24 protein-coding genes and 1 tRNA gene are annotated in these 20970 nt (G+C 48.1%); 14 read left to right on the forward strand and 11 right to left on the reverse strand.

All coding sequences use genetic code 11. The annotated features are described in order from the left end of the window. Positions 1 to 5 precede the first annotated feature (5 nt). Positions 6 to 416, reverse strand: a complete 411-nt coding sequence (locus tag ASG16_RS01030; protein ID WP_056496063.1) for a DoxX family protein — start codon at positions 414 to 416, stop codon at positions 6 to 8. A 197-nt stretch (positions 417 to 613) separates the two neighbouring features. Here ASG16_RS01030 and ASG16_RS01035 point away from each other — a divergent pair, with 197 nt between their 5' ends. Then, the gene (locus tag ASG16_RS01035; protein WP_056496060.1) at positions 614 to 961 is read left to right on the forward strand and encodes a winged helix-turn-helix transcriptional regulator; all 348 of its coding nucleotides are present in this window, start codon (positions 614 to 616) and stop codon (positions 959 to 961) included. 104 nt (positions 962 to 1065) lie between these two features. Here the strand turns inward: ASG16_RS01035 and ASG16_RS01040 are convergent, their stop codons facing one another. Then, complete coding sequence (locus ASG16_RS01040; protein WP_048035522.1) at positions 1066 to 1422, reverse strand: helix-turn-helix domain-containing protein; 357 nt, start codon at positions 1420 to 1422, stop codon at positions 1066 to 1068. A gap of 166 nt (positions 1423 to 1588) precedes the next feature. Between ASG16_RS01040 and ASG16_RS01045 the strand changes: the two genes are divergently transcribed. Both ASG16_RS01045 and ASG16_RS01050 read left to right on the forward strand, forming a co-directional pair. Then, on the forward strand, positions 1589 to 1801 hold the full coding sequence (locus ASG16_RS01045; protein WP_047074382.1) for a helix-turn-helix domain-containing protein: 213 nt from the start codon (positions 1589 to 1591) through the stop codon (positions 1799 to 1801). Positions 1802 to 1814: 13 nt separating this feature from the next. Beyond that, on the forward strand, positions 1815 to 2075 hold the full coding sequence (locus ASG16_RS01050; RefSeq protein ID WP_241970667.1) for a hypothetical protein: 261 nt from the start codon (positions 1815 to 1817) through the stop codon (positions 2073 to 2075). An 18-nt stretch (positions 2076 to 2093) separates the two neighbouring features. On the opposite strand, the gene nagE is transcribed toward ASG16_RS01050, so the two are convergent. The 6 genes from nagE to ASG16_RS01080 all read right to left on the reverse strand — a co-directional run bounded on the left by nagE (position 2094) and on the right by ASG16_RS01080 (position 8077). After that, positions 2094 to 3533, reverse strand: a complete 1440-nt coding sequence (gene nagE / locus ASG16_RS01055; RefSeq protein WP_056496056.1) for an N-acetylglucosamine-specific PTS transporter subunit IIBC — start codon at positions 3531 to 3533, stop codon at positions 2094 to 2096. Between the two features lie 151 nt (positions 3534 to 3684). Beyond that, positions 3685 to 5397, reverse strand: coding sequence for a phosphoenolpyruvate--protein phosphotransferase (gene ptsP / locus ASG16_RS01060; RefSeq protein WP_056496054.1), 1713 nt, complete (start codon positions 5395 to 5397; stop codon positions 3685 to 3687). 40 nt (positions 5398 to 5437) lie between these two features. Beyond that, positions 5438 to 5695 (reverse strand): HPr family phosphocarrier protein, encoded by a 258-nt coding sequence (locus tag ASG16_RS01065; protein ID WP_056496051.1) that lies wholly within the window; start codon positions 5693 to 5695, stop codon positions 5438 to 5440. Between the two features lie 30 nt (positions 5696 to 5725). Beyond that, positions 5726 to 6223 carry a PTS sugar transporter subunit IIA gene (locus ASG16_RS01070; protein ID WP_056496048.1) on the reverse strand — a complete coding sequence of 166 codons (498 nt, stop codon included), beginning with the start codon at positions 6221 to 6223 and terminating at the stop codon, positions 5726 to 5728. Between the two features lie 129 nt (positions 6224 to 6352). Further along, entirely contained in the window at positions 6353 to 7210 is an 858-nt protein-coding gene (glcT, locus tag ASG16_RS01075) for a glucose PTS transporter transcription antiterminator GlcT (RefSeq protein WP_048035527.1), read from the reverse strand. A 369-nt stretch (positions 7211 to 7579) separates the two neighbouring features. Beyond that, positions 7580 to 8077 (reverse strand): ribonuclease H-like YkuK family protein, encoded by a 498-nt coding sequence (locus ASG16_RS01080; RefSeq protein ID WP_056496045.1) that lies wholly within the window; start codon positions 8075 to 8077, stop codon positions 7580 to 7582. A 183-nt stretch (positions 8078 to 8260) separates the two neighbouring features. On the opposite strand from ASG16_RS01080, the gene tadA reads away from it, so the two are divergent. Then, positions 8261 to 8743, forward strand: coding sequence for a tRNA adenosine(34) deaminase TadA (gene tadA, locus ASG16_RS01085; RefSeq protein ID WP_056496043.1), 483 nt, complete (start codon positions 8261 to 8263; stop codon positions 8741 to 8743). Positions 8744 to 8781: 38 nt separating this feature from the next. Here tadA and ASG16_RS01090 read toward each other — a convergent pair whose 3' ends face one another. After that, positions 8782 to 9501, reverse strand: a complete 720-nt coding sequence (locus ASG16_RS01090; RefSeq protein WP_048035529.1) for a pseudouridine synthase — start codon at positions 9499 to 9501, stop codon at positions 8782 to 8784. Positions 9502 to 9660: 159 nt separating this feature from the next. Here ASG16_RS01090 and ASG16_RS01095 point away from each other — a divergent pair. Continuing rightward, positions 9661 to 9749: transfer RNA gene (locus tag ASG16_RS01095), tRNA-Ser, on the forward strand. A 143-nt stretch (positions 9750 to 9892) separates the two neighbouring features. Here ASG16_RS01095 and ASG16_RS01100 read toward each other — a convergent pair. Further along, the gene (locus ASG16_RS01100) at positions 9893 to 11257 is read right to left on the reverse strand and encodes an MATE family efflux transporter (RefSeq protein WP_056496040.1); all 1365 of its coding nucleotides are present in this window, start codon (positions 11255 to 11257) and stop codon (positions 9893 to 9895) included. A 15-nt stretch (positions 11258 to 11272) separates the two neighbouring features. Then, complete coding sequence (locus ASG16_RS01105; protein WP_056496037.1) at positions 11273 to 12286, reverse strand: LacI family DNA-binding transcriptional regulator; 1014 nt, start codon at positions 12284 to 12286, stop codon at positions 11273 to 11275. Between the two features lie 356 nt (positions 12287 to 12642). Here ASG16_RS01105 and ASG16_RS01110 point away from each other — a divergent pair, with 356 nt between their 5' ends. The 9 genes from ASG16_RS01110 to ASG16_RS01150 all read left to right on the forward strand — a co-directional run bounded on the left by ASG16_RS01110 (position 12643) and on the right by ASG16_RS01150 (position 20917). Next, complete coding sequence (locus ASG16_RS01110) at positions 12643 to 13107, forward strand: hypothetical protein (RefSeq protein ID WP_056496034.1); 465 nt, start codon at positions 12643 to 12645, stop codon at positions 13105 to 13107. After that, positions 13108 to 14103: a CehA/McbA family metallohydrolase gene (locus ASG16_RS01115; RefSeq protein ID WP_056496030.1), complete on the forward strand. Its 996-nt coding sequence runs from the start codon at positions 13108 to 13110 to the stop codon at positions 14101 to 14103. A gap of 71 nt (positions 14104 to 14174) precedes the next feature. Beyond that, a complete protein-coding gene (locus tag ASG16_RS01120) occupies positions 14175 to 14999 on the forward strand; it encodes an ABC transporter permease (protein ID WP_056496142.1) in 825 nt (274 codons plus the stop codon). 35 nt (positions 15000 to 15034) lie between these two features. Then, entirely contained in the window at positions 15035 to 16057 is a 1023-nt protein-coding gene (locus ASG16_RS01125; protein WP_056496027.1) for an ABC transporter ATP-binding protein, read from the forward strand. A gap of 58 nt (positions 16058 to 16115) precedes the next feature. Further along, on the forward strand, positions 16116 to 17291 hold the full coding sequence (locus tag ASG16_RS01130) for an extracellular solute-binding protein (RefSeq protein WP_082517319.1): 1176 nt from the start codon (positions 16116 to 16118) through the stop codon (positions 17289 to 17291). 2 nt (positions 17292 to 17293) lie between these two features. Continuing rightward, the gene (locus ASG16_RS01135; RefSeq protein WP_056496137.1) at positions 17294 to 18151 is read left to right on the forward strand and encodes an ABC transporter permease; all 858 of its coding nucleotides are present in this window, start codon (positions 17294 to 17296) and stop codon (positions 18149 to 18151) included. A gap of 45 nt (positions 18152 to 18196) precedes the next feature. Beyond that, the gene (locus tag ASG16_RS01140) at positions 18197 to 18901 is read left to right on the forward strand and encodes a glycerophosphodiester phosphodiesterase (RefSeq protein ID WP_056496023.1); all 705 of its coding nucleotides are present in this window, start codon (positions 18197 to 18199) and stop codon (positions 18899 to 18901) included. A gap of 191 nt (positions 18902 to 19092) precedes the next feature. Next, entirely contained in the window at positions 19093 to 19623 is a 531-nt protein-coding gene (locus ASG16_RS01145) for an RNA polymerase sigma factor (RefSeq protein ID WP_056496020.1), read from the forward strand. Next, positions 19607 to 20917 (forward strand): peptidoglycan D,D-transpeptidase FtsI family protein, encoded by a 1311-nt coding sequence (locus ASG16_RS01150; RefSeq protein WP_056496018.1) that lies wholly within the window; start codon positions 19607 to 19609, stop codon positions 20915 to 20917. The genes ASG16_RS01145 and ASG16_RS01150 overlap by 17 nt, the downstream gene beginning before the upstream one ends. Positions 20918 to 20970 lie beyond the last annotated feature (53 nt).

A 20970-nucleotide genomic window follows, 5' to 3' on the forward strand; every position in this document is an offset into this window, starting at 1 on the left:
TAGAATTACTCAACCGATCTTTTTCCAAACAGGATAGCGTCCAGCGCGAACTTGGAGCTGCCGCTGATACCAAGAGCAACCAACATCGCAAGCAAGGCCAGATCCAATTCATAACCAGCTCCACCTTCACCGCCCAGGAAGCCGGCAGCGAGCTTGGCTTTAAAGATCGCACCAAGCATGACAACAGACAACGCACCTGCGAACACGCGAGTACCCAGACCGAGAATCAAGGCAATACCACCTACTACCTCCAAGAAGGCTACGAGATAAGCAATGAATGCAGGGAGTCCCATGGTCCCGAAGAAACCAGCGACATTCTCCAGCCCCATTTGAAATTTAGCCACTCCGTGAATGGCAAAAGTAAGTCCAGCAATCACACGAAGAATAAGTGCGCTCCATTCAAAACGATTAGACATGTATGAATCCCTCCGAAAATTTAAATGCGTAACAAAGTTACTTTTCGTTAGTAAGTATACAATAATAAATTCCTAAGTCAAGTGATTCAATAAAATCCCAACAGTTGGCAAGTGTAATTTTCAAGGTCGATTCACATCATTGGTTTTGATGGATTGAACAAAGAGCGGTATACTGGAGGGAGAATGAGGTGATACCTATGAAACAGTCTACCCTCTGTCCAAAGTTCGAAAAAGGTATGCAGTTGTTGGGGAAGCGATGGACAGGTCTAATCCTATACCAGTTGTTGTCGGGACCACAGCGATTCTGTGCATTGGAAGGGGCCCTGCCAGTAAGCGGAAGGCTACTTTCTGAGCGTTTGAAGGATTTGGAGAAGGAAGGACTCGTGCATCGGCAGGTGTTTACTGATTCTGCTCCTGTCCGCGTAGAGTATTCCTTAACGGAGATGGGGAAAGCTCTGACTCCAGTGCTCAAAGGAATTGAGTCTTGGTCGCAGAGCTGGATCGAGTTGAATGCAGACGAAATGGCTAAAGACATCGAAGAATAACACAGCCTATATAAAAAAAGCATCAGGAGAGTATGCCTGACGCTTGCCACGATGAAAACCCCTGGAGACAGGGGTTTTTCTGTTATTCGTTAATCTTCAAATCCTCAAGAAGGGTCTTCGTTCTTTTCTTGCAAAGCCTTCCACTTTAAAAATTCAATATGGCGCTTGACCTCAACCAGCTCGTCCTCTGTCAGGCCATCGACATCTAGGAAGGTCGCCGGTGTTTCCCGGACAGAACCGCGTTTCCAAGATGGTTCATCCGTGCGCCCGTGGAGAAAATCGGTGGATACTTCAAATAAATCTGCGACTTTGGAAATCAGATGAAAATCGACGCCTTTCTTTTCGCCTGACTCGATTCGCGAAAGTACCGTATTATGTATACCCAGCTTTTCAGCTAATTGAAGTTGTGACCATTGTTTTTGTTCGCGTAGCCATTTTATTCGTTGACCAACTATGGACATCGTGAGACCACCTTTATCGTTTTGGCAATTCCATTCTAACAATTTTCCAAAACGGAAAAAACAAGATTGCTAATATGACAAAATCTGTATTGACTTTGCTAAAATTGAAAGGATATGATGTAACTATAAATATTTGCCATTTTTGCAAATCAGGAGGGGATAACTGGTGGAACGACTCAACCTCCCGTTTATCGCGCAACGACGTAATGAGTGCAAGCTGACCTTGCAAGAAATGGCGGAAGCACTCGGATTTCGAAATGCTTCGACATACTTGAAGTACGAGAAGGGAGAATATGACTTCAAGGCTAATCATCTGCCAGTGTTAGCGAAAAAACTCCGGTGTAACATGCTTGATCTTTTTATCAGGATGATTTGCTGATTTAGCAAAAGGGGTGGGGGGCTTGAATGCTTGGGAGGCAAATAGAAGGCAACTGGAAATCTGGAGAAAAACTGTCGCTTACGAAATTGAAATGATGGCGCCACAGAGTATGCCAGCTTGCGAGGGATTTCTCGAGCGCTTGGTCATGTTTGAAAAGGAGTTGGAAAACAACGCGCGATGCCCATATAGTACGACACATGATGGGAATGATGCCGGGTCGCGTCCGTTGCCCATTCAGGAAACAGAAAAAAGCCCGGTACGGACTTCACCGTGACCGGGCATTCTTTGTATGTTACAGCTTGCTGATTTCTTCTTTTAACAGCTCTGAATGGGTTCCGAAGACGACTTGCACGCTTCCTTGACCCAGTCGCATAACACCTGCTGCACCGAGGTCCTTCAAGGCTTTGTCGTTGACCTTCTTGTCATCCTTCAAGACGAGACGCAAACGAGTGATGCAAGCGTCTACGCTAACGATATTTTCTTTTCCACCAATATGAGTGAGTACTTGAATGGCTTTATCCTGCATCGAATTGTTCCTTCCCGTAGTTGTAGCTGTCATATCCTCGTCATCTTCGCGTCCTGGCGTCTTGAGGTTCAGCTTCACGATTAGGAAACGGAACAGGGCGTAGTAGACCACGGCGAATGCCAGACCAATCGGGATGATCATCCAAGCATTCGTAGAGAGGTGGTAGTTGATGCCGTAGTCGATCAGACCCGCTGAGAATCCAAAGCCGTGCTTGATACCCAGAGAGGTTACGATATATCCGGACACACCCGTCAATATCGCGTGAACAAAATACAGGAGTGGAGCAGCGAACATGAACGCAAATTCAACTACCTCAGTAATCCCGGTCAGGAACGAAGCGAGAGCTGCACCAATAAACATAGAAGCCACTACTTTGCGTTTTTCAGGACGCGCTGAGTGAATAATAGCGAAAGCGGCTCCAGGAAGTGCGAACATCATGATCGGATAGAAACCAGTCATAAACATACCTGCTGATGGGTCTCCCGCAAAGAAACGGTGCAAGTCGCCGTGTACCACTTTTCCTGTCGCATCGGTAAAGTCACCGATTTGGAACCAGGCAATCGCATTGAGTACGTGGTGCAGACCAAATGGAACGAGCAATCGGTTGAAGAATCCGAACAGGAAAGAACCTGTTGCGCCGAGACCTACGATCCAAGAGCCCAATGAGTCAAGAGCAATCTGGATCGGCCCCCAAATGATCCCGAAAATCAAGCCGACGACAACCATGGAAAGAGAAGTGATGATCGGGACGAAGCGTTTTCCACCAAAGAAGCCTAGCCATTCTGGCAGCTTGATCGAATGGTAGCGGTTGTAGAAAAACGCTGCAATACCACCCGCCATAATACCACCAATGACACCCATGTTCAGTTTTAAATCGTCCGCGATGAAAGGCATGGCAGCAGGAACAGCCGCAAGTACTTTCGTCAATACGACGTAGGCAATGACAGCGGCCAAAGCAGCAACAGCATCTCCAGCCAAGCCAATGGCAACACCGACAGCAAAGATTAATGCCAGGTTGTCAAAAATAGCTGCACCACCAGCAGCCAAAAGCGGAGCGATGTACGAGTCCATGAATGCACCAAAGGCGCCGAGATTGAGGTCCTTCTCGAATTTGAGAAGACCAAAGCTTTGCAAAATCGCTGCGGCTGGCAACGTTGCGACCGGGAGCATGAGGGCTCTCCCAATCTTTTGCAGAAAAGCGAGCATAGGATAAAACCTCCTTGGAATGGAATGAATTTATCAGGGAAGCCGCTCTCCGGATAAAGGCAAAATGATGAGGGCACAAGGAATAAGCCGGAGAGAGACCATTCTGATCGATAAATTGGAAGCGCTTTCACTACTCGGGCGACAAAACCTTTTATAAGGCTTTGTCTTTCAAATATTGAACGACCTCGTCTACAGTAGAGAGTGTAAGGACGTACTCGGCCAGTTGCTTCGCTTCCTCTACGCTGGTGGCGCGGATACGTTCTTTGACTTTTGGCATGACCGAAGCGGCACCGCTGAACTCATCGAGCCCCAATCCGAGCAAGAGCTTGGTTGCCAACGGATCTCCCGCCATTTCCCCACACAGCCCGGTCCAAATGCCCGCCCGATGGGAAGCCTCAATGACTTGGGAAATCAATCGTAATACGGCTGGATGGTAGTAGCTGTACAGCTCGGCGATATTGGCATTCATCCGGTCTACTGCCAGCGTATATTGAACGAGATCATTGGTGCCGATGCTGAAAAAGTCTACCTCTTTCGCAAACGCATCTGCTTGCAGGCAAGCACCTGGAATCTCCATCATCATGCCTACTGCGATCTTCTCGTCAAAAGCGATTCCTTCTGCCCGCAGCTCTGCTTTCGCTTGTTCCAGCAAGCGTTTGGCTTCACGCAACTGCTCCAGATGGGAAATCATCGGGAACATGATCAGCAGGCGACCAAATGCACTGGCACGCAAGAGAGCGCGTAATTGCACCAGGAACAATTCCGGTCTGGCTAAGGAGATGCGCATTGCGCGGAAGCCAAGGAACGGGTTTTCCTCCTGTGGAAGTGCGAGTGCTGGCAAATGCTTGTCGCCGCCAACATCCAAAGTACGAATGATGACTGGTTTGTCGCCAAAAGCAGCGGCTACGTGCTTATATGCAGCGAATTGTTCGTTCTCATCGGGAAGAGTACTGCGATCCATAAACAAAAACTCGGAGCGGAACAACCCGATTCCTTCTACACCAGAGCCGATCAGTGCATCAGATTCTTCTGGCACAGCCATGTTTGCCATCAGGTGAATGCGGTGGCCATCGGTTGTTTCGGCAGGCAGTTCCTTAATGGCTTCGTACAATTGACGTTCCTTTTCTTCCTGTGCGGCTTTTTCCTGATAGGAAGCCAGAGTATCCGCATCAGGAGAAACAATCAACTGTCCAGAGGTTCCGTCGATGATCAGCAAACTTCCGGAGTCTACTTTTTCCATCAAGGTATCGCCTGCACCCATGACAGCGGGAATTCCGAGAGAGCGTGCCAATATGGCTGCATGAGAGGTAGCGCCGCCTTTTGCCGTGACAATTCCCCGTACATGCTGGAGTGGAAGCTGAAGCGTCTCGGATGGGGTGACGTCCCATGCAACCAGAATAAACGGCTCTTCCGGGTAGGAGATGACGGTGTCACCGCCCGAAATATTTCGAATCAGACGGCGGCTCACATCACGAATATCATCCGCGCGCTCTTTCATGTAGGCATCGTCCATACTCTCAAAGAGAGCGATGAACTGATCAGCTACTTGCGAGACGGCGGCAGATGCCGCCAGTTGTTGATTTTCGATGAGCGCACTCATCTCCCCGACAAATGCCGGGTCATCCAAAAAGGCGATATGAGCAGAGAGGATGGCCGCTTTTTCCGAGCCTAATTGTTCCTCTGTCTGTTCTTTTAGCTTTTCCAGTTGTTCGCGTGCTTGCTCTACGCTCTTGCTAAGTAGTCCTAGCTCCTGACTCGTATCCACTGGAGTGGTGGACTCTGCCTGCGTGATGGCTGTTTCGTGTGTGAGGCGTAAAACAGGGGCTATCGAAATGCCAGCGGAAACCGGGATTCCTTTCAACATACATCCTTCACCTTCCTGTTCGTCGTTTACACGGTATGATTTACGAGGATTGCTCCAATAGCTGCTGAATCGCAGTGGCTACGTTTTGTTCATCCGCTCCGTCGATCTGAACGGTTAGGGTGTCGCCTTGGGAGACACCCAACGTCATGATGCCGAGAATGCTTTTGCCATCCGCGTGTTTTGTCCCTTTGCTCAGCGTAATCTTTGACTGAGATTGCGACGAACAATTCACGAGCAGAGCTGCTGGTCTTGCGTGGAGCCCACCCTCTACATTGACGGTTACTTGAAATTGAACCATGTTGTACCTCCTTCAACCATGCGCTTCGCTTTATTTTAATACGACAGTCATAAGTGGCTCTTGGCCTGCTTGCACAGTTGCTTTTGCCACTACATTTTTTTCAGCAACTCGATCACCGTTTGTAATAACGATCGGTGTTACGATCGGACAGCCCGCATCCTCCAGTACACTCTTGTCGAATTGGATGAGCTTGTCGCCAGCCTTCACTTGATTGCCAACCGAGACAAACGGGGTAAAGCCTTTCCCGTTTAATTTCACCGTATCAATTCCGATATGCATCAATATCTCAAGACCACTTTCGGTCGACAGCCCGATAGCATGGTGAGTAGGGAAAAGATGCGTAACCTTTCCATCGACAGGGGAGACGAGCGTGTCTGCACTTGGCAAAATCGCTACACCATCACCGACGACTTTACCTGCGAATACAGGATCAGGAACTTCGGACAGGGGGAGTACGGTACCTGTTAATGGTGCAAGAAAGGTTACCTCTTGTTGTTGTTTTTTCCGGGAAAAAAGACTGCGTAGCATAGTATCCTCCTTTTGCGTCTGAACCAAAAAAGGCATGAGACGGTTGAATTCATACGACGACATACTTACTATGTCCGTATGATCTCACCGCTCATGCCTAGTCGAGCTAGTAACACGCAGGATTATGATTTAATTTTGTTGTAATAAGCGATAAAGGTGCAGAGCCATGTAACCAACCTCGTCTTCTGGTACAGCGATTTCGAGACGGGTGGAGATGTATTGAGCCAGCTCCGTTGCCAATTGATAGGCTTCTGGCATGGTGGTTTTGACTCGGTCCAGAAGCGGATTCTTGATGAATTTTTGTTGACGGATGCGCTCAACGGCAAAGCGCAAATGGGTAATGAGGCGAACGTAATCAATGGTACTGCGTTCAATCGTAATGGCTGTTCGCTCTTCAATCAGGCTTACCAACTCCGTGATGATGTTGGTGAATTGGACAGCCTTTTTTACTGGCACGTAACTGATTGCGGAGTGTATGTGCAAGGCCAGAAATCCGATTTCACTATCGGGAATGTCCAGGTCGAATGCGTTTTTGATCATATCCGCTGCCCGGTTCGCCAGTGCGTACTCTTTCGTGTACAGCGTCTGGATTTCGAACAAGAACGGATTCACGATCTCCATTCCGTTATTGAGCCGGTAGATCGCAAACTGGATATGGTCAGGCAAGGCAACGTGGACGTGTTCGTTCAATTCCGGCGTAATCTCACTTGCAATGAGAGCGATAATTTCTTCCGCAATTCCTACGACAGCAGGATCTACTTGGCTCAGGATGTTCTGATACTGCTTCTGATGATTTTCATTTTCGAGCGTGAAGCGCTTTTCCACTCGCGAGTCTTGGGAGGGGATGGTATTCCCGGGTTTTGCGCCAAATCCGATTCCTTTTCCGAACAGGACAATTTCTTGTCCGGATCCGGGTTCTTCTACGAGTACGACGTTATGGTTCAACACACGCGTAATCGCGTACGTTTTTTCCTTTTCACGGGACAATCCATTCCACCACCTTTAGATAGACAAAAACGGTCCATGACCGTATTTGCTTACCGCAAGCGGTCACATCCAATTTAATGAAAAACACCGATGAACCATGGCGTTAATCAGAAAAAAGAGCCGAAAAAACCTTTTTAACAAGAAAAAGATCTTCTCGGCTCATGCCTGCATTACCAGTAACACGCCTTGTGAAAACGCTTCAATTAAAGCTTATAATAGCTCACGTCTCGTACATTGTCAATCACCCTGTTTACGTGAAAAAACGCGGTGGGCAGGAGATGCAAGAGCCTGTCCCGAATTGTTTGAACCAACAGGATAAGGGGAAAACAAAGCCAAGCGGACGCCTCATTAGCAATCCGCCTGTTTTGTTTACTTGGTGTACTTGTCGGCAATCGTAGATGCACAGAAGGAGTTCGGTTTGATTTCGGCACGAAAGTGATTGGTTTCTGCTAAGCTCAACAAAGACTGGATAAACTTACGGGTAGGGCCATTCGTACCGATATCAAAATGCAGGCGGATGGGAGTATCTAAGTGGTGGTCCCGCAAATATTGGCGTACTTCTGTGGCAAGTCCGACTGCGTACATCGCTTCCTGAAATATACGCTGTTGCAAGGATGAATACCGGCGTTCTTGAAATTTGTGATAAAAGAAGGTGCCCCCATGGCCGGGACGAATCACTGTGATAACAAGGGCAAAAAAAGTCCCGCGGCTTTTTAATTGAGAGTCGGCCCCCACAATAATTTCAAATGGACCACCTATTGATGAGATGGTATGTTCGATGTGGGAAAACACTTCTTCTTTTGCCAGTAGACCTCTAGTCGGACTGTGAAAGCGATCAAATAACGTATTTGCAGAGGTTAAGCCCACTCACATCCCTCCAGAAAGAGGCTAACAAAGATTTGCATACTTCTTCCTTACATCATTAATGTATGTAATCTCTCAGATAGTATGTGAACGGGTAGGGACAAAAACTTCTTGAATCAACTTTTTTGGGTAAAATGGTCCGTTTGTTCGGGACGAAAGACTGTTTTTGAAGGAGCTTTAAGGAACGTGATACAAGCAAATGAACATGATTATTATATGAAACAAGCCATGGAAGAGGCCGGGAAAGCCGCTGCGATTGGCGAGGTTCCAATCGGTGCGGTCATCGTGCGCGACGGGGAAATCGTAGGTCGTGGCTACAACTTGCGGGAAACACAAAAAGACCCTACCTTGCACGCGGAATTGATCGCGATACGGGAGGCAAGTGAACGCTTGGGTGGATGGCGCTTGATCGGATGTACGCTGTACGTGACATTGGAGCCGTGTCCAATGTGTGCGGGTGCAATCGTTCAAAGCCGCATCGAACAGGTCGTGTATGGCGCTCGCGATCCGAAGGCGGGCTGTGCCGGGACATTGATGAACCTGCTCGCGGAACCGCGCTTCAATCATCAGGTGCCAGTCATAGAGGGTGTTCTTGCAGAGGAATGCGGGCAGATGCTCAAGGACTTCTTTCGAGGGTTGCGAAAAAAAAGACAGCCGGTACAGGAATGACCGGGCTGTCTGGACGAACCGTCTGCATGCAGGCGGTTCTATTTGTTTACGTTTTGCAGCATGTGTAGCTCTTCTTCGGTCAGTTCGCGATACTCACCAGGGGCCAGTGACGGGTCAAGGTGAAGCGGGCCCATACGAATCCGTTGCAGATAGGTGACCTGCAAGTCGAAAGCAGCAAACATCCGCTTTACCTGATGGAACTTTCCTTCCATGATGGTGACGCGAATCTCTGATGTTTCTCCCGAAGAGATAATCTCCAGCTTGGCTGGCAGTGTAGTGAAGTCCTCTAATTCCACGCCTTTGGCGAACTCCTGTACATGGTGCTCAGTGACCCGGCCATCGATGCGAGCAAAGTACTCCTTGTCCACTTTCTTTTTCGGGGACAAGAGGCTATGGGAGAGCTGACCGTCATTGGTCAAGAGCAAGAGACCCTCTGTATCAATATCCAGTCGACCTACCGGATGTACCTTGATTGCCCACTCGTACGGGAGCAAGTCCACGACAGTTTCATGGACATTGTCCTCTGTAGCAGAAACCACTCCAGGCGGCTTGTTCAGCAAAACGTATACCCAGCGCTTAAAGTTAAGTGGTTCTCCATCCACAAGGATTTCCTGTTCCTCGGCAATGACATGCATCCCCGGGTCTGTTGCGACAACGCCGTCTACGACGATCAGCCGCTGCTTCACTAATGCTTTCACTTCCTTGCGCGTGCCGATTGCCATATTGGCCAGCACCTTGTCCAAACGTTCACGTTTCATATATGTTCCTCGCTTTTCTTCTGATCGGATACCAATCTTGTGTGCTGTTATTAGTTTGGCCTAATGAGCCGCGCAAATCAAGGGGCATACAGAGGAATGAGTCTTGCATTTTTGACTGTATTTTGCTATAGTAAGTAATGTTTCTGACAAACTAAACATGGAGAGATACCCAAGTGGTCATAAGGGGACGCACTCGAAATGCGTTAGGCGTCGTGAGGCGTGCGTGGGTTCGAATCCCACTCTCTCCGCTTAGATTTTTCGGATTGAAAAAAATGAAGCATAAGTTTGCCGCTATGGTGAGCTTATGCTTCATTTTTGTTTTATCTAATAGCCAGACCGTGAAAACGGCCTCTGCCCTGCTGTCAAGAAAGCAATAGAAATGGTTGTTAATCTACATGGTTGATGTCTTGGGTAGGGAAAGTTCGATTCGTTGCCAAGACCGAGACCTCCACCTCCACAGCATAAGCAATCCTCTCAACCATTCATCGATGATAAATGCCCACCAGATGCCGGCCAGTCCAAAGCCTAAGCTGATACCAAAAATGTAGGATAGGGGTACGCTAAGTCCCCACATGGAGATGATTCCGACTACCACCGGAAACCTGACATCGCCAGCGGCGTTCAGGGAACCAATCAGGACAATGTTAAAAGTGCGTCCTGCTTCCAGGAGGAGCGTAAGAAGCATGAGTGTGCGGCCAGTCTCCAAAACAAGAGGGTCATTCGTGAATAGACCAAGAAGTGACTGAGCAAAGGTGAACATAATGACGCTTACCCCAAAAGTGATGACCAAGCTGATTTTCAGGCTCTTCAGACAGGTCCTGTAAGCATCTTCAGATTGTTGCGCCCCGATTAAGCGGCCGACCAAAATCTGGGTGGCTTGTCCGATCGAGACTGAAAACAAGAAGATGAACATCGTCAGATTTTGGGTGTAAATTTTGGTTGCGAGAGCTGCTGTCCCCAGAATGGCAACAAAAGATGTGATCACCACTTGTGAGGCGTTGTACGAAATATACTCCCCAGCAGATGGTATCCCGATCCGCAATATCGGCAGTGCGTATTGTCTCGTACAGCGAATCCCGTTCTGATAAGGGAGAAGATCAGGAAGACGCTTATAGAAAAGGATGAAGAGCATGACAAGTCCGATAAAACGGCTGATCACAGTGGCAATGGCTACTCCTTCTGTACCGAACACAGGAAGGCCAAAAGGTTCAAACAGTGCTACATAGTTTCCGATCACATTGAAAATGTTCATGATTACGGAAGCTACCATGGCTTCACGTACGAATCCGTGCCCTCGCATGATTACCCCGATTGTCACGATCAGAGAGGTGAGAAAGGACGAAGCTCCGACAATGGCCAGGTAGGGTACGCCATACTTGATCAACTCTTCGGACAGCTTGAACAGACGCAGCAGTGGTTCTGCAAAGACTACAAGCAAGCCACTAATTGCGACACTGACCAGCAAATTCAAGCTTAGTGCGGCAACGGATACTTCCCCCACCTGAGAATGGCGCTTTGCCCCAATCGCCTGGACAATCAGTACACTGGCTCCAGTGGCAACAAAGCCGAATAGAAAAGTTGCGAGGGTATAGACTTGTGTAGCCACTCCTACGGCTGCCACCGCTTCATCAGAAACCTGACTAAGCATAATCGTATCAATGCTGCCCATGAGCATTTGCAGGAGCTGTTCGAGAAAGATGGGCCAGACGAGTGCGAGCAAGCCCCATTTTTTAAGAGTAGATTCCTGGTGAGTCATAGAACGTTCATTCCCTTATATGAAACCGGACGGTGCTCTGCAACTGTCCCTGATAACGAGTTGGTGCGGAACAGTCGTTATGGTTGCAGGGCGAGCCGGATTCTGGATAGCCTCGAGCAGCAATTCGACGGACAGACGCCCAATCATTGCAATTGGTTGCTGCATGGAGGTAAGTCTCGGCCGGGCCAGCTCCGTTAATTGGCTGCCATCGAATCCCATGACCGACATTTGCTCTGGGACTTGAAATCCGCAATCGTGCAGGCAGTTCATCGCTCCGAGCGCCATGTCATCACTTGCTGCAAATACGGCAGTCGGACGCGATCCCTCCTGCAAAATGGATTTCATCTGCTCATAGCCACTTTTGACTTGATAATCACCGAACCGAATCCAGCGCTGCTCAATCGGAAGCCCGATGTCTTCCATGGCTTTCAAATAGCCTTCGTATCGCTTTTGACCGGAAGACACATCTGCGAGGTCACCTCCGATAAAGGCAATCTTCTGATGACCGAGGTCGCCGAGAAAGCGGATCGCGTCATACACCGCAGAAAAATCATCGACTGTGACCCCAGAGAAAGCAGGATCGACAGGTGAAGCCGAAAAAATAACCGGGATCTTCGTTTGGTGAAGGAAGTGTCGGATGTCGTCATTTGCCTTCTCATGCATAATGATGATGCCATCTACCCGCATTTCCTGAAAGGTTTGCAGATAACGGAGCTCTTTGTCGAGATTCTCCATAATATTGCACACAACCAGATTGTAATGATGCTGGTCTACCGTTTCTTCAATGCTGCTCAGGATAGTTGAGAAGAAATTGCTTGTAATATTGGAGACAATGACGCCAATCAGATTTGTTTTTTTACGTTTCAAGCTCCGGGCAATGTGGCTTGGAGTATAGCCAAGATCGTTTATCGCCTGATTGACCTTCCGTTTGATCTCCTCGCTTACATACTGCTCTTGGTTCAGGACTCTCGATACGCTGGTGACCGATACACCGGCTGCTCGTGCGACGTCCTTGATCTTGATATCCAAATCATCACGACCTTACTTAGTTAAAATCTGTCTTGCTTAATCATTTCTGGTATCGATTCCATAGTATCTGTTTCTCAGTTTAATCGCAGTGTGGTGCTGTGTAAACTGTCTTTTCTATTTTTACAAGACCTTTACAAGAAATCGAGCAATATCAACGGAAAATGCGATAAAACCTAGATGTTCTGCCCTATCTACATCCTTGTTTTTGAAGCTGAGTTTAAAGGTTATGTAAAGGCTTGCTTGAGTGAATTGACGGGTGACAAACGGTGGTTTTACACTAAAGGCGAAAAAGTTCTGGTATCGATTCCAGAGTGTATAAAGGCTCCAGAAAAACTTTATGTGCAGGTGATATGATCATGAATTTGAGATTCGAGACAGCGGGAAAGCTCACGTCAATCTGTTCCAAGACCCACCTTGCTTTCCGGTTTCACTTGCCGCAGCCAACGAACGAGCTGCATATCCTCTTTCATTATGCACCAAAACGACTAGAAGACCTCGAAACGGCGGAGCGAGAAATTAAGGCAGCCATTCTCCGTGACGCGACTGTGAAACAACAGCAGGCTCTGACGGAGAGATGGGCAGATTTTTCTCCACTCAACAATTTGATTACGGTATCCATAGACGATCCTGTAGGATTCCGGGGCTCGGCTCATCGGCACGATCCGGTTCAACACCACAAATTGTCGCAGAAGGAAGCCTCGCCTGGATTCACGTCTGGGCCACTGCCAAAGGGGATATGGACGGTGACGCTAAGCGCACACTGCATTGTTACGACAGAATGCCATTATGAATTGAAGGTATGGGAAGGGGGACAGGCATAAATGAACTGGTATCCATTTGAGCTGCACACCCATACGCCCCATAGCGATGGCAGGCACACGCTGGCCGAAATGGCGAGAGAAGCGAAAAGGCGTGGTCTGGATGGTCTTGCCTTAACAGATCATAATACGATTTCGGGGTTGACTGAACGAGGGGTTGTAGAAAAGGAGACAGGCATCGTCATCATCCAGGGGATGGAATGGACAACGTTCTACGGTCACATGCTGACACTTGGCTTGAAGGGCTACGCCGACTGGAGAGATTTGGGTCCAGATGACATTCATAAAGGCATTGAGCGGGTACATAAACAAGGAGGACTTGTTGGTATTGCTCATCCATATGCGCTAGGAAGCCCCATCTGTACAGGGTGCCATTGGGATTATCACATTTCAGACTGGACGGATGTTGACTATATGGAGGTTTGGCATGAGACTCTCCCATCCATTCGTATGCACAACCAGCCTGCACTCGAACTGTGGGAAGGACTGCTAAACGAAGGTTTACGCATCTGTGCGACATCAGGACGTGATTGGCATGGATCAAAAGCAGGAGACGATCCTGAGGCAGCGACGTTTCTCGGAATTCCGAATTCGGAAAAGTTGACTGAGTCTGGAGCCATTCAAGCCATTCGCAGTGGAGCAGTAAGTATCAGTATGGGGCCACTTTTGCTTTGCCAGATTGCGATCAATGGTCGACAGTTCGGGCTTGGGGAGACTGTACCCATTCGTGACGGTTTAGAAGGACTGGAAGCAACTGTCACTGTGTCACTCGATTTTCATGTACGTCATGGTGCTTGGACATTAGAGCCACAACCGCTCTCGATTGTGTTGAGAAGCAACCTTGGAAACATGGGTGAGGCAAGACTGCAACCGGGTGAGACAGAATTGACTTATGCTCTGCCTGTGAAGGAATTGAAGTGGTTAAGAGCGGATTTGTTCGGGGTGTTTCATGGTGTACGTACCAAAATTGCCTTTACCAATCCGATCTATTTTTCGTAAATAAAACGCAACGGACAGGAGGAAGGCAAAGATGCAAAGACATGCTTGCACATCAAGGGGGGATGACATATATGAGATGGTATTTTAAATCTCTTGGAAGAAGAAAGACTGTGGAATTCATTGCTTTGCTCCTGTTTGTATTCTTCTTCATGGGGCCCATGGTCAATTTGCTGCTTCTTGCCTTCTCAGGAAAATGGCAGTACCCGGCAGTTCTGCCGCAGGTTTGGTCGTTAGAATGGTGGCATTTCGTACTGAGTCAGGAAGAAGTTCTCTCTTCCATCGGACTATCATTTCTGATCGCCACGACGGTTACGCTCATCTCCATCATTATTTGTGTCCCCGCAGCCTATGCGTTTGCGAGGATACGCTTCCCGCTGAGCAGATGGTTCCTGTTTTCGTTCCTACTGACACAGGCGTTTCCCAAAATGGGGCTGTATGTGGCGATTGCTGTACTTTTTTACAAAGTAGGACTGATGAATACGTTCATTGGTATCGTCCTGATTCATATTGTAAACACCCTGATGTTCATGACCTGGATTCCTACCTCTGCCTTTCGCAGCATCAACAAGGCACAGGAAGAATCGGCACGGGATGCAGGAGCCAGTCCTTTCCGGGTATTCTGGCATATTACGCTGCCAATGGCGATGCCTGGGATTCTGGTAGCTTCCATTTTTACGTTTCTCAATTCGCTGGATGAGGCACAGGGGACCATGTTGGTCGGCATCCCCGATTTCAAAACGATGCCAGTTATCATGTATTCCATCATTTCGGACTATCCAAGCACGGCCGGTGCGGTGTTCTCCATTATTCTGACGCTGCCGACCATTGTACTGCTACTGGTGGCCAAGCGCTTTGTAAACGCAGACGTTCTTTCCGGCGGATTTCAGATCAAATAGATGCATCGTGGCAGTAAAAGAAGGAGTGAGCGTGAATGGCGCAGCTTTCGATCCATCAACTAAGCAAGCGATACAAAACGGGGGAAGGCGTCTCCGACATTTCCCTGGAAGTCCAAAAAGGAGAACTGATCTCTCTGCTTGGCCCTTCTGGTTGCGGCAAGACGACTGTGCTCCGTTCCATTGGCGGCTTCCTTGATCCTGAGGGCGGTGACATCCGAATCAAAGGACAGAGTATTCTTTCGATGCCGCCCGAGAAGCGACCGACAGCAATGGTGTTCCAAAGCTATAATTTGTGGCCGCATATGACGGTGTACGAAAACCTTGCATTTGGACTGAAAATCCGCAAAAGGAAAAAGGAAGACATTCATTATGCAGTGACTCGTGCACTGGAGATGGTGCGGCTTTCCGGAGCGGAAAAGAAATACCCTACAGAGCTCTCCGGTGGTCAACAGCAGCGGATCGCTCTGGCCCGAGCACTGCTTCTCGAGCCCGAGGTGTTGCTTTTGGACGAACCTTTCTCAGCATTGGATGCAAAGCTAAGGCTGGAGATGCGCGAGGAATTGCGGGAAATTCAGGCTGCTACCGGGATGACAATGGTGTTTGTCACCCATGATCAGGAAGAAGCTCTCTCCATATCTGACAGAATCGTCGTGATGAATGCGGGGAAAATTGAACAGCTTGCTACGCCAAAAGAGTTGTACGATCATCCTGCGACGCTGTTCGTGGCGAGCTTCATTGGTCGTATGAACTTTTTAAAGGGGGTGGCAGATGGAGGGGAAGCAAGGGTCGAGGGCCTGGATTATCCGCTGAAAACGGACTTGTCTGGTAATGTCATACTTGCCGTTCGGCCGGAAGAAGTGCAGATAAGGGATGAGCATGAAGCGGGTATGCAGGCAACCGTACGTCAGATCATGATGCTGGGACATTATGCGGAAATTTCGCTCGATACTCAGCATGGCATCGTAAAGTCGTTCCTGCCTAGAGAAAAGACAGAGCAGCTCCAACAAGGGCAATCCTGCAAGGTGCATGTAGGAAGAACATCCATATTTTCCGATTGAATCGTGCAAAGTGAATCATACATGAGAGACCCTTATCAGGGGTAGGAGGAAACCAATCATGACAATGTGGAAAAAATCAACAGTGGTACTACTCACAGCGCTAATGTCTGCATCTCTGTTGGCAGGCTGCGGAGCCAAATCTGATTCCGCCAGCAACGTCGCGGCAGGAAACACCAATGCTGGAAATACTTCTACTGAACCTGTCGAAATCAATTTCCACTACGGAGGCTCTCTGAATGTCAAGAATCTTTGGGAAAAGCTCGTCCCCATGTTCGAGGAAAAAAACCCTGGCATCAAGGTGAAGCAGACGTATCTGCCGCCTGGACAAGCTGCTTCTCCAATCGTGGATCGACTGGTTGCAGCAAAAAAGAGTGGACAGAGTTCTGTGGACATCGACCTGTTTGAAGGCGGTCTCGGCGAAATTACCGCAGGTGAAAAGGAAGGGATTTGGGAGATGCTGAGCGAGACTCACGTGCCAAATCTGAGCAAAGTAGACAAGAAATTCTTGGAGCAGATTCAATATAAGGGAATTCCTTACCGCGCCTCTTCTGTCGTCTTGGCGTATAACAGCGAAAAGGTTGCCAACCCTCCAAAAACGGCAGATGAGCTGTACGATTGGATTCGTCAAAATCCTGGGCGATTTGCATATAACGACCCAGCAACCGGAGGATCGGGAAATTCATTTGTCGTCACTGCGATCTATAATTTCCTTAAACCTGATGCGATCACCAGCAATGATCTAGCGGTTATGGCAGAGTGGGACAAAGGATTTAATCTGTTGAAGGAACTTCACCCATACATGTACGGGAAAGGTATCTATCCGAAGAAAAATCAAGGCACCCTTGATCTGCTGGCATCCGGTGAAGTGGACATGATTCCAGCTTGGTCCGACATGGCTCTCGAACAGATCAACAAGAAGCTGCTGCCGGAAACAATCAAGGTCACACAGATTGAGCCAAGCTTTACAGGTGGACCAGCTTATATGATGGTACCTGCCATGTCCGCGAAAAAAGAAGCGACCCAGAAGTTCCTTGATTTCTTGTTGACTCCAGAAGCACAAGAGATCATCGTGAACACGATGTACGGATATCCGGGCATCAAGTGGGAGGAAATGCCGAGTGATTTGCAGGAGCAATTTGCAAGCGTGGCAAAAGGTTACCGTCAATTCTCTGGCGGTGAGCTGGAGAAAGAAATGAACAAGCGCTGGCAGAAAGAAGTGGCGGGCGCAAAATGAGGCTGAGTAAAGAAAATAAATCGGGGATGCTGGGGCTTGCTCTGGTGTTCCCCTCCTTTTTACTGTTGCTTGGAGTCGTTATCATCCCTATTATTTTATCGATTCAGGAAAGTCTGATGAATGAGCAGGGAGGTTATGATTTCTCGCATTATATCGCTCTATTTACAGACGAAGTGATGCGCTCGAACATCATGTATACGCTCCAAGTGACAATCGTCTCCACAGTCCTTGTGTTGGCAATCAGTTATGGGGTAGCGCTCCTGCTGCGGTTTAGCAATGGCGCAGCAGCGACTTGGATACGCAGACTCTATCTCATTCCAATGTTTGTGCCTGGTGTAATCGCTACGTACGCGATCATCTCCATGTACGGCAATCATGGCTGGTTGGCCCGTTTTTTTGTCCTGATCGGAATTGAATCGTTTCCGATGTTTATCTTTGATTTTAAGGGACTCATCTTGGCCAATCTCTGGTTTAATATCCCTTTCTCCACGATGCTGCTTGCTTCGGCTCTCGGAGCTATCCCGAATTCGATTATAGAGAGTGCAAAAGACGCAGGTGCTGGAAAATGGCAGTTGTTCTTCCGGTTTGTTTTGCCACTCTCCTATAAAACAATGCTTGTTGCTGCAACTTTTGTGTTTATGGGCGTGATTGGCAGTTTTACCGCCCCCTATCTGATCGGTCCGAATGCGCCGCAGGTTCTTGGCGTCGCCATGCAACAAGTGTTTTCCGTCTATCAGGAAACCGCCCAAGCCAGTGCGCTTGCCGTCTTCATGTTCCTGCTATGCTCTGCGATGGGTTATTTTTACATCCGCACCATGGCGAAGGATGCGAAGGAAGAAGCAGCTCGCGCGGGACATTAGGCTTAAAAGGTCGAGTATGCAGACAAGAATGGAGTCGATTGCAGAATGAAACTACCTGACATTACCGCACATACTGGCTGTATGGGAACCCCTGACAATACCCTTGAATCCAGTCTGGCAGGAATCAAAGCCGGGGCAGGCCTGATCGAGGTGGATATACAGTCAACGCGAGACGGAATTGCTTTCTTGTTTCACGACGAGTTGCCCATTTTTCTCACCTCGACTTTCTCGGAACTGAATCACCCCGAGCTGCGGCAATCGCTTTCCCCCATTTACAAGGACCGCGAATTGGTGACATTGGAGCAGTTGTTCGAGGCAACGATGGGCACTGACATTCGATACAATCTAGACCTAAAGACCGAGGAAGCGGCTTTTCCTGCTATTGAAGTCATGGAGCTAATGGGGATGACACAGCGGGTATTCTTCACTGGAAATACGCAGACAATTGAGCATTACCGCAACCGGGTCGTCTGGAACACCCCGGAAGAGTGGGGCGCTTCTCTATGGATGAAAAACAGGGAACTGGTGAAGCAAAAATGCGACAATCTCGCTCAGAAAGGCTATTTTGGACTGAACATGGACTATCGTACTTGCTGCCAAGAACTTGTTGACTATGCGCATGAGATAGGGCTGGCAGTCTGGGTATACACAGTCGATGATCCTGCTAACCAAAAAAATATCATCCAGATGGGCGTGGATGCCATTACGACACGCCAGGTAGATACACTGCGAACACTTTTGGAAGTGTAGTCTTGCTAAACGAAAGGAAGCATGCGTTGCCTTTGCAGGTAACAGCATGCTTCCTTTTTTATGATCTGCTTCATAATTTATACTTTGATTCGCGAGCGATGGTAGAATGATGTCGATTTCGTTCTGTAAAACTGTAAGCAAATTTCATTTTCGCGTCTAATAAGATACAAACTTCATAAAGGAGCGTACGAATGGATTCCGATGACCGAATAGAGCGATGGTTTCAGCAATACGGCCATGATATTTACAATTACCTCGCGTATTTTACCGGACGTAGAGATGTCGAGGATTTAGTCCAGGAAGTTTTTACAAAGGCGCTAAGAGCATTATCGAGCTACGAAGGCAGAGCACAGCCCAAGACATGGCTTCTGACCATCGCACGCCATGCAGCGATTGATTATAGGCGTAAGCAAAAAATGATGGACTGGTTTCCCGAAAACGTCCTTCGACTTCTCACTTCCAAAGAGCGTACACCTGAGAAGGCATTAGTGTTAAAGGAACAATTGCAAGAAGCTTATGAAGCGATGAATCGCCTCAAAAGCACGTATCGAGAAGTTCTCATCCTGCGGTTGATAGAGGGGATATCTACAGCAGAAACATCAGAAATTTTAGGCTGGAGTGAGGCAAAAGTGAGCACGACGCTCCATCGAGCCATCAAGGAATTGCAAAAACAAATGGGCAATAGCGGCAGGGAGGTCAATCTACATGACGCCATCTTTTGAAGAAAAAGAGATAAGCACAGTGCTGCAATCATTTCCGTCGCTTCAGATGGACGAGGACAAACGACGTGAAATCGCGAGTCATATTCGTCGAGAAAGGGAGCTGCTCGTACAAATGAAAAGGCGAAAAAAGTATGCCAAGGTCATCGGGGGCGCAGTTGCTTCATTTGCTTTATTGTTTATCGCTTATCAGTGGATGCCTTCGGAGGTAACCCCATTAGTGCCAAGCGCACAACAGACGAATGCAGGGGAGAGTCAAAAGGCACAAGCCGCGGAAACGACATCCCAAACAGATAAGGTTCTGACCCTCGATTCACAAATTCAGGTGTATATAGAAGAAGCGTTACATAAGACCAGCAAAGCCTATCAACCCGAAAATATGACGGTAATCGTTACCGATCCAAATACCGGAGAAATTCTTGGGATGAATCTAAAAAAACAGGATGCCAATGACCGGGTTCCCGACATAGTAAAAGCGAAACCTGATCCTGTGGCCGCATTTCCGATCGTGACGTTGGCGGCAGCTATTGAAGAGGGAAAGTATAAGAACTACGAAACTTACGAGTCCGGAACCTACGAGATTACCCCGGGCAAGTTTATTAAAGACCACAATAATGGTGCAGGGTGGGGACAGATTACGTATTTAGAAGGGATCCAACGTTCTTCGAATGTCGCTTTTGCCAAGTTCAGTGAACAGATACCAGCGGATTCGTTGCAGCAATATTTTGAACGGTTCGGTTTTGGAGCGAAAACCGGTATCGAACAAATTAATGAACAGCCTGGAAAGATACCAAACATGGATACTCCCTATGATAAGGCATTGTCAGCTTATGGACTTGGGGGCTCTGCCTCTGCAATTCAACAAGTAGCTGCTGTCGGGGCCATCGCAAACGGGGGTGAATTGATGAAACCCCATGTCACGAGGGAGGAAAGGAATCACATTGACAAAGGGCGTCGAGTCATATCAGAGGAAACAGCTAAACAGGTTCGAGAAGTTTTAGAAGTGGTAGTAAAAAACAAGCCTGGCTTAGATACAGCCTTTTCCATAAAAGAACATACAGTCGCTGGGCGCACAGGAATTGCAGAGAAACGCGACCAGCAAGGAAACTTCATCGAAGGGAAATATACGTACTCATTTATCGGATTTGCACCCAGTGATGATCCAAAGCTATTGGTTTACATAGCTGTTGATGAACCGAAGACAGACCTCTGGGTAAAATTATGGGGACAAGAAATTGTTGCTCCCCCTTTCAAAGAGATCATGGAAAACAGTTTGCAGTATCTTCAGCAACGATAATCAACCCATCAATCAAATAAGGAAGTATAGCGGCATACCCCTAAAGGTATCCG

Origin of the sequence: Brevibacillus sp. Leaf182, assembly GCF_001423865.2 — a bacterium.
GTDB lineage: Bacteria > Bacillota > Bacilli > Brevibacillales > Brevibacillaceae > Brevibacillus > Brevibacillus brevis_C.

Bases quoted from the DNA above. Each gene is read 5' to 3' on its own strand.
- ASG16_RS01030 (WP_056496063.1), bottom strand. From the start codon at position 416: ATGTCTAATCGTTTTGAATGGAGCGCACTTATTCTTCGTGTGATTGCT.
- ASG16_RS01035 (WP_056496060.1), top strand. From the start codon at position 614: ATGAAACAGTCTACCCTCTGTCCAAAGTTCGAAAAAGGTATGCAGTTG.
- ASG16_RS01040 (WP_048035522.1), bottom strand. From the start codon at position 1,422: ATGTCCATAGTTGGTCAACGAATAAAATGGCTACGCGAACAAAAACAA.
- nagE (WP_056496056.1), bottom strand. From the start codon at position 3,533: ATGCTCGCTTTTCTGCAAAAGATTGGGAGAGCCCTCATGCTCCCGGTC.
- ptsP (WP_056496054.1), bottom strand. From the start codon at position 5,397: ATGTTGAAAGGAATCCCGGTTTCCGCTGGCATTTCGATAGCCCCTGTT.
- ASG16_RS01065 (WP_056496051.1), bottom strand. From the start codon at position 5,695: ATGGTTCAATTTCAAGTAACCGTCAATGTAGAGGGTGGGCTCCACGCA.
- ASG16_RS01070 (WP_056496048.1), bottom strand. From the start codon at position 6,223: ATGCTACGCAGTCTTTTTTCCCGGAAAAAACAACAACAAGAGGTAACC.
- ASG16_RS01090 (WP_048035529.1), bottom strand. From the start codon at position 9,501: ATGAAACGTGAACGTTTGGACAAGGTGCTGGCCAATATGGCAATCGGC.
- ASG16_RS01100 (WP_056496040.1), bottom strand. From the start codon at position 11,257: ATGACTCACCAGGAATCTACTCTTAAAAAATGGGGCTTGCTCGCACTC.
- ASG16_RS01110 (WP_056496034.1), top strand. From the start codon at position 12,643: ATGAATTTGAGATTCGAGACAGCGGGAAAGCTCACGTCAATCTGTTCC.
- ASG16_RS01115 (WP_056496030.1), top strand. From the start codon at position 13,108: ATGAACTGGTATCCATTTGAGCTGCACACCCATACGCCCCATAGCGAT.
- ASG16_RS01120 (WP_056496142.1), top strand. From the start codon at position 14,175: ATGAGATGGTATTTTAAATCTCTTGGAAGAAGAAAGACTGTGGAATTC.
- ASG16_RS01125 (WP_056496027.1), top strand. From the start codon at position 15,035: ATGGCGCAGCTTTCGATCCATCAACTAAGCAAGCGATACAAAACGGGG.
- ASG16_RS01130 (WP_082517319.1), top strand. From the start codon at position 16,116: ATGACAATGTGGAAAAAATCAACAGTGGTACTACTCACAGCGCTAATG.
- ASG16_RS01140 (WP_056496023.1), top strand. From the start codon at position 18,197: ATGAAACTACCTGACATTACCGCACATACTGGCTGTATGGGAACCCCT.
- ASG16_RS01145 (WP_056496020.1), top strand. From the start codon at position 19,093: ATGGATTCCGATGACCGAATAGAGCGATGGTTTCAGCAATACGGCCAT.
- ASG16_RS01150 (WP_056496018.1), top strand. From the start codon at position 19,607: ATGACGCCATCTTTTGAAGAAAAAGAGATAAGCACAGTGCTGCAATCA.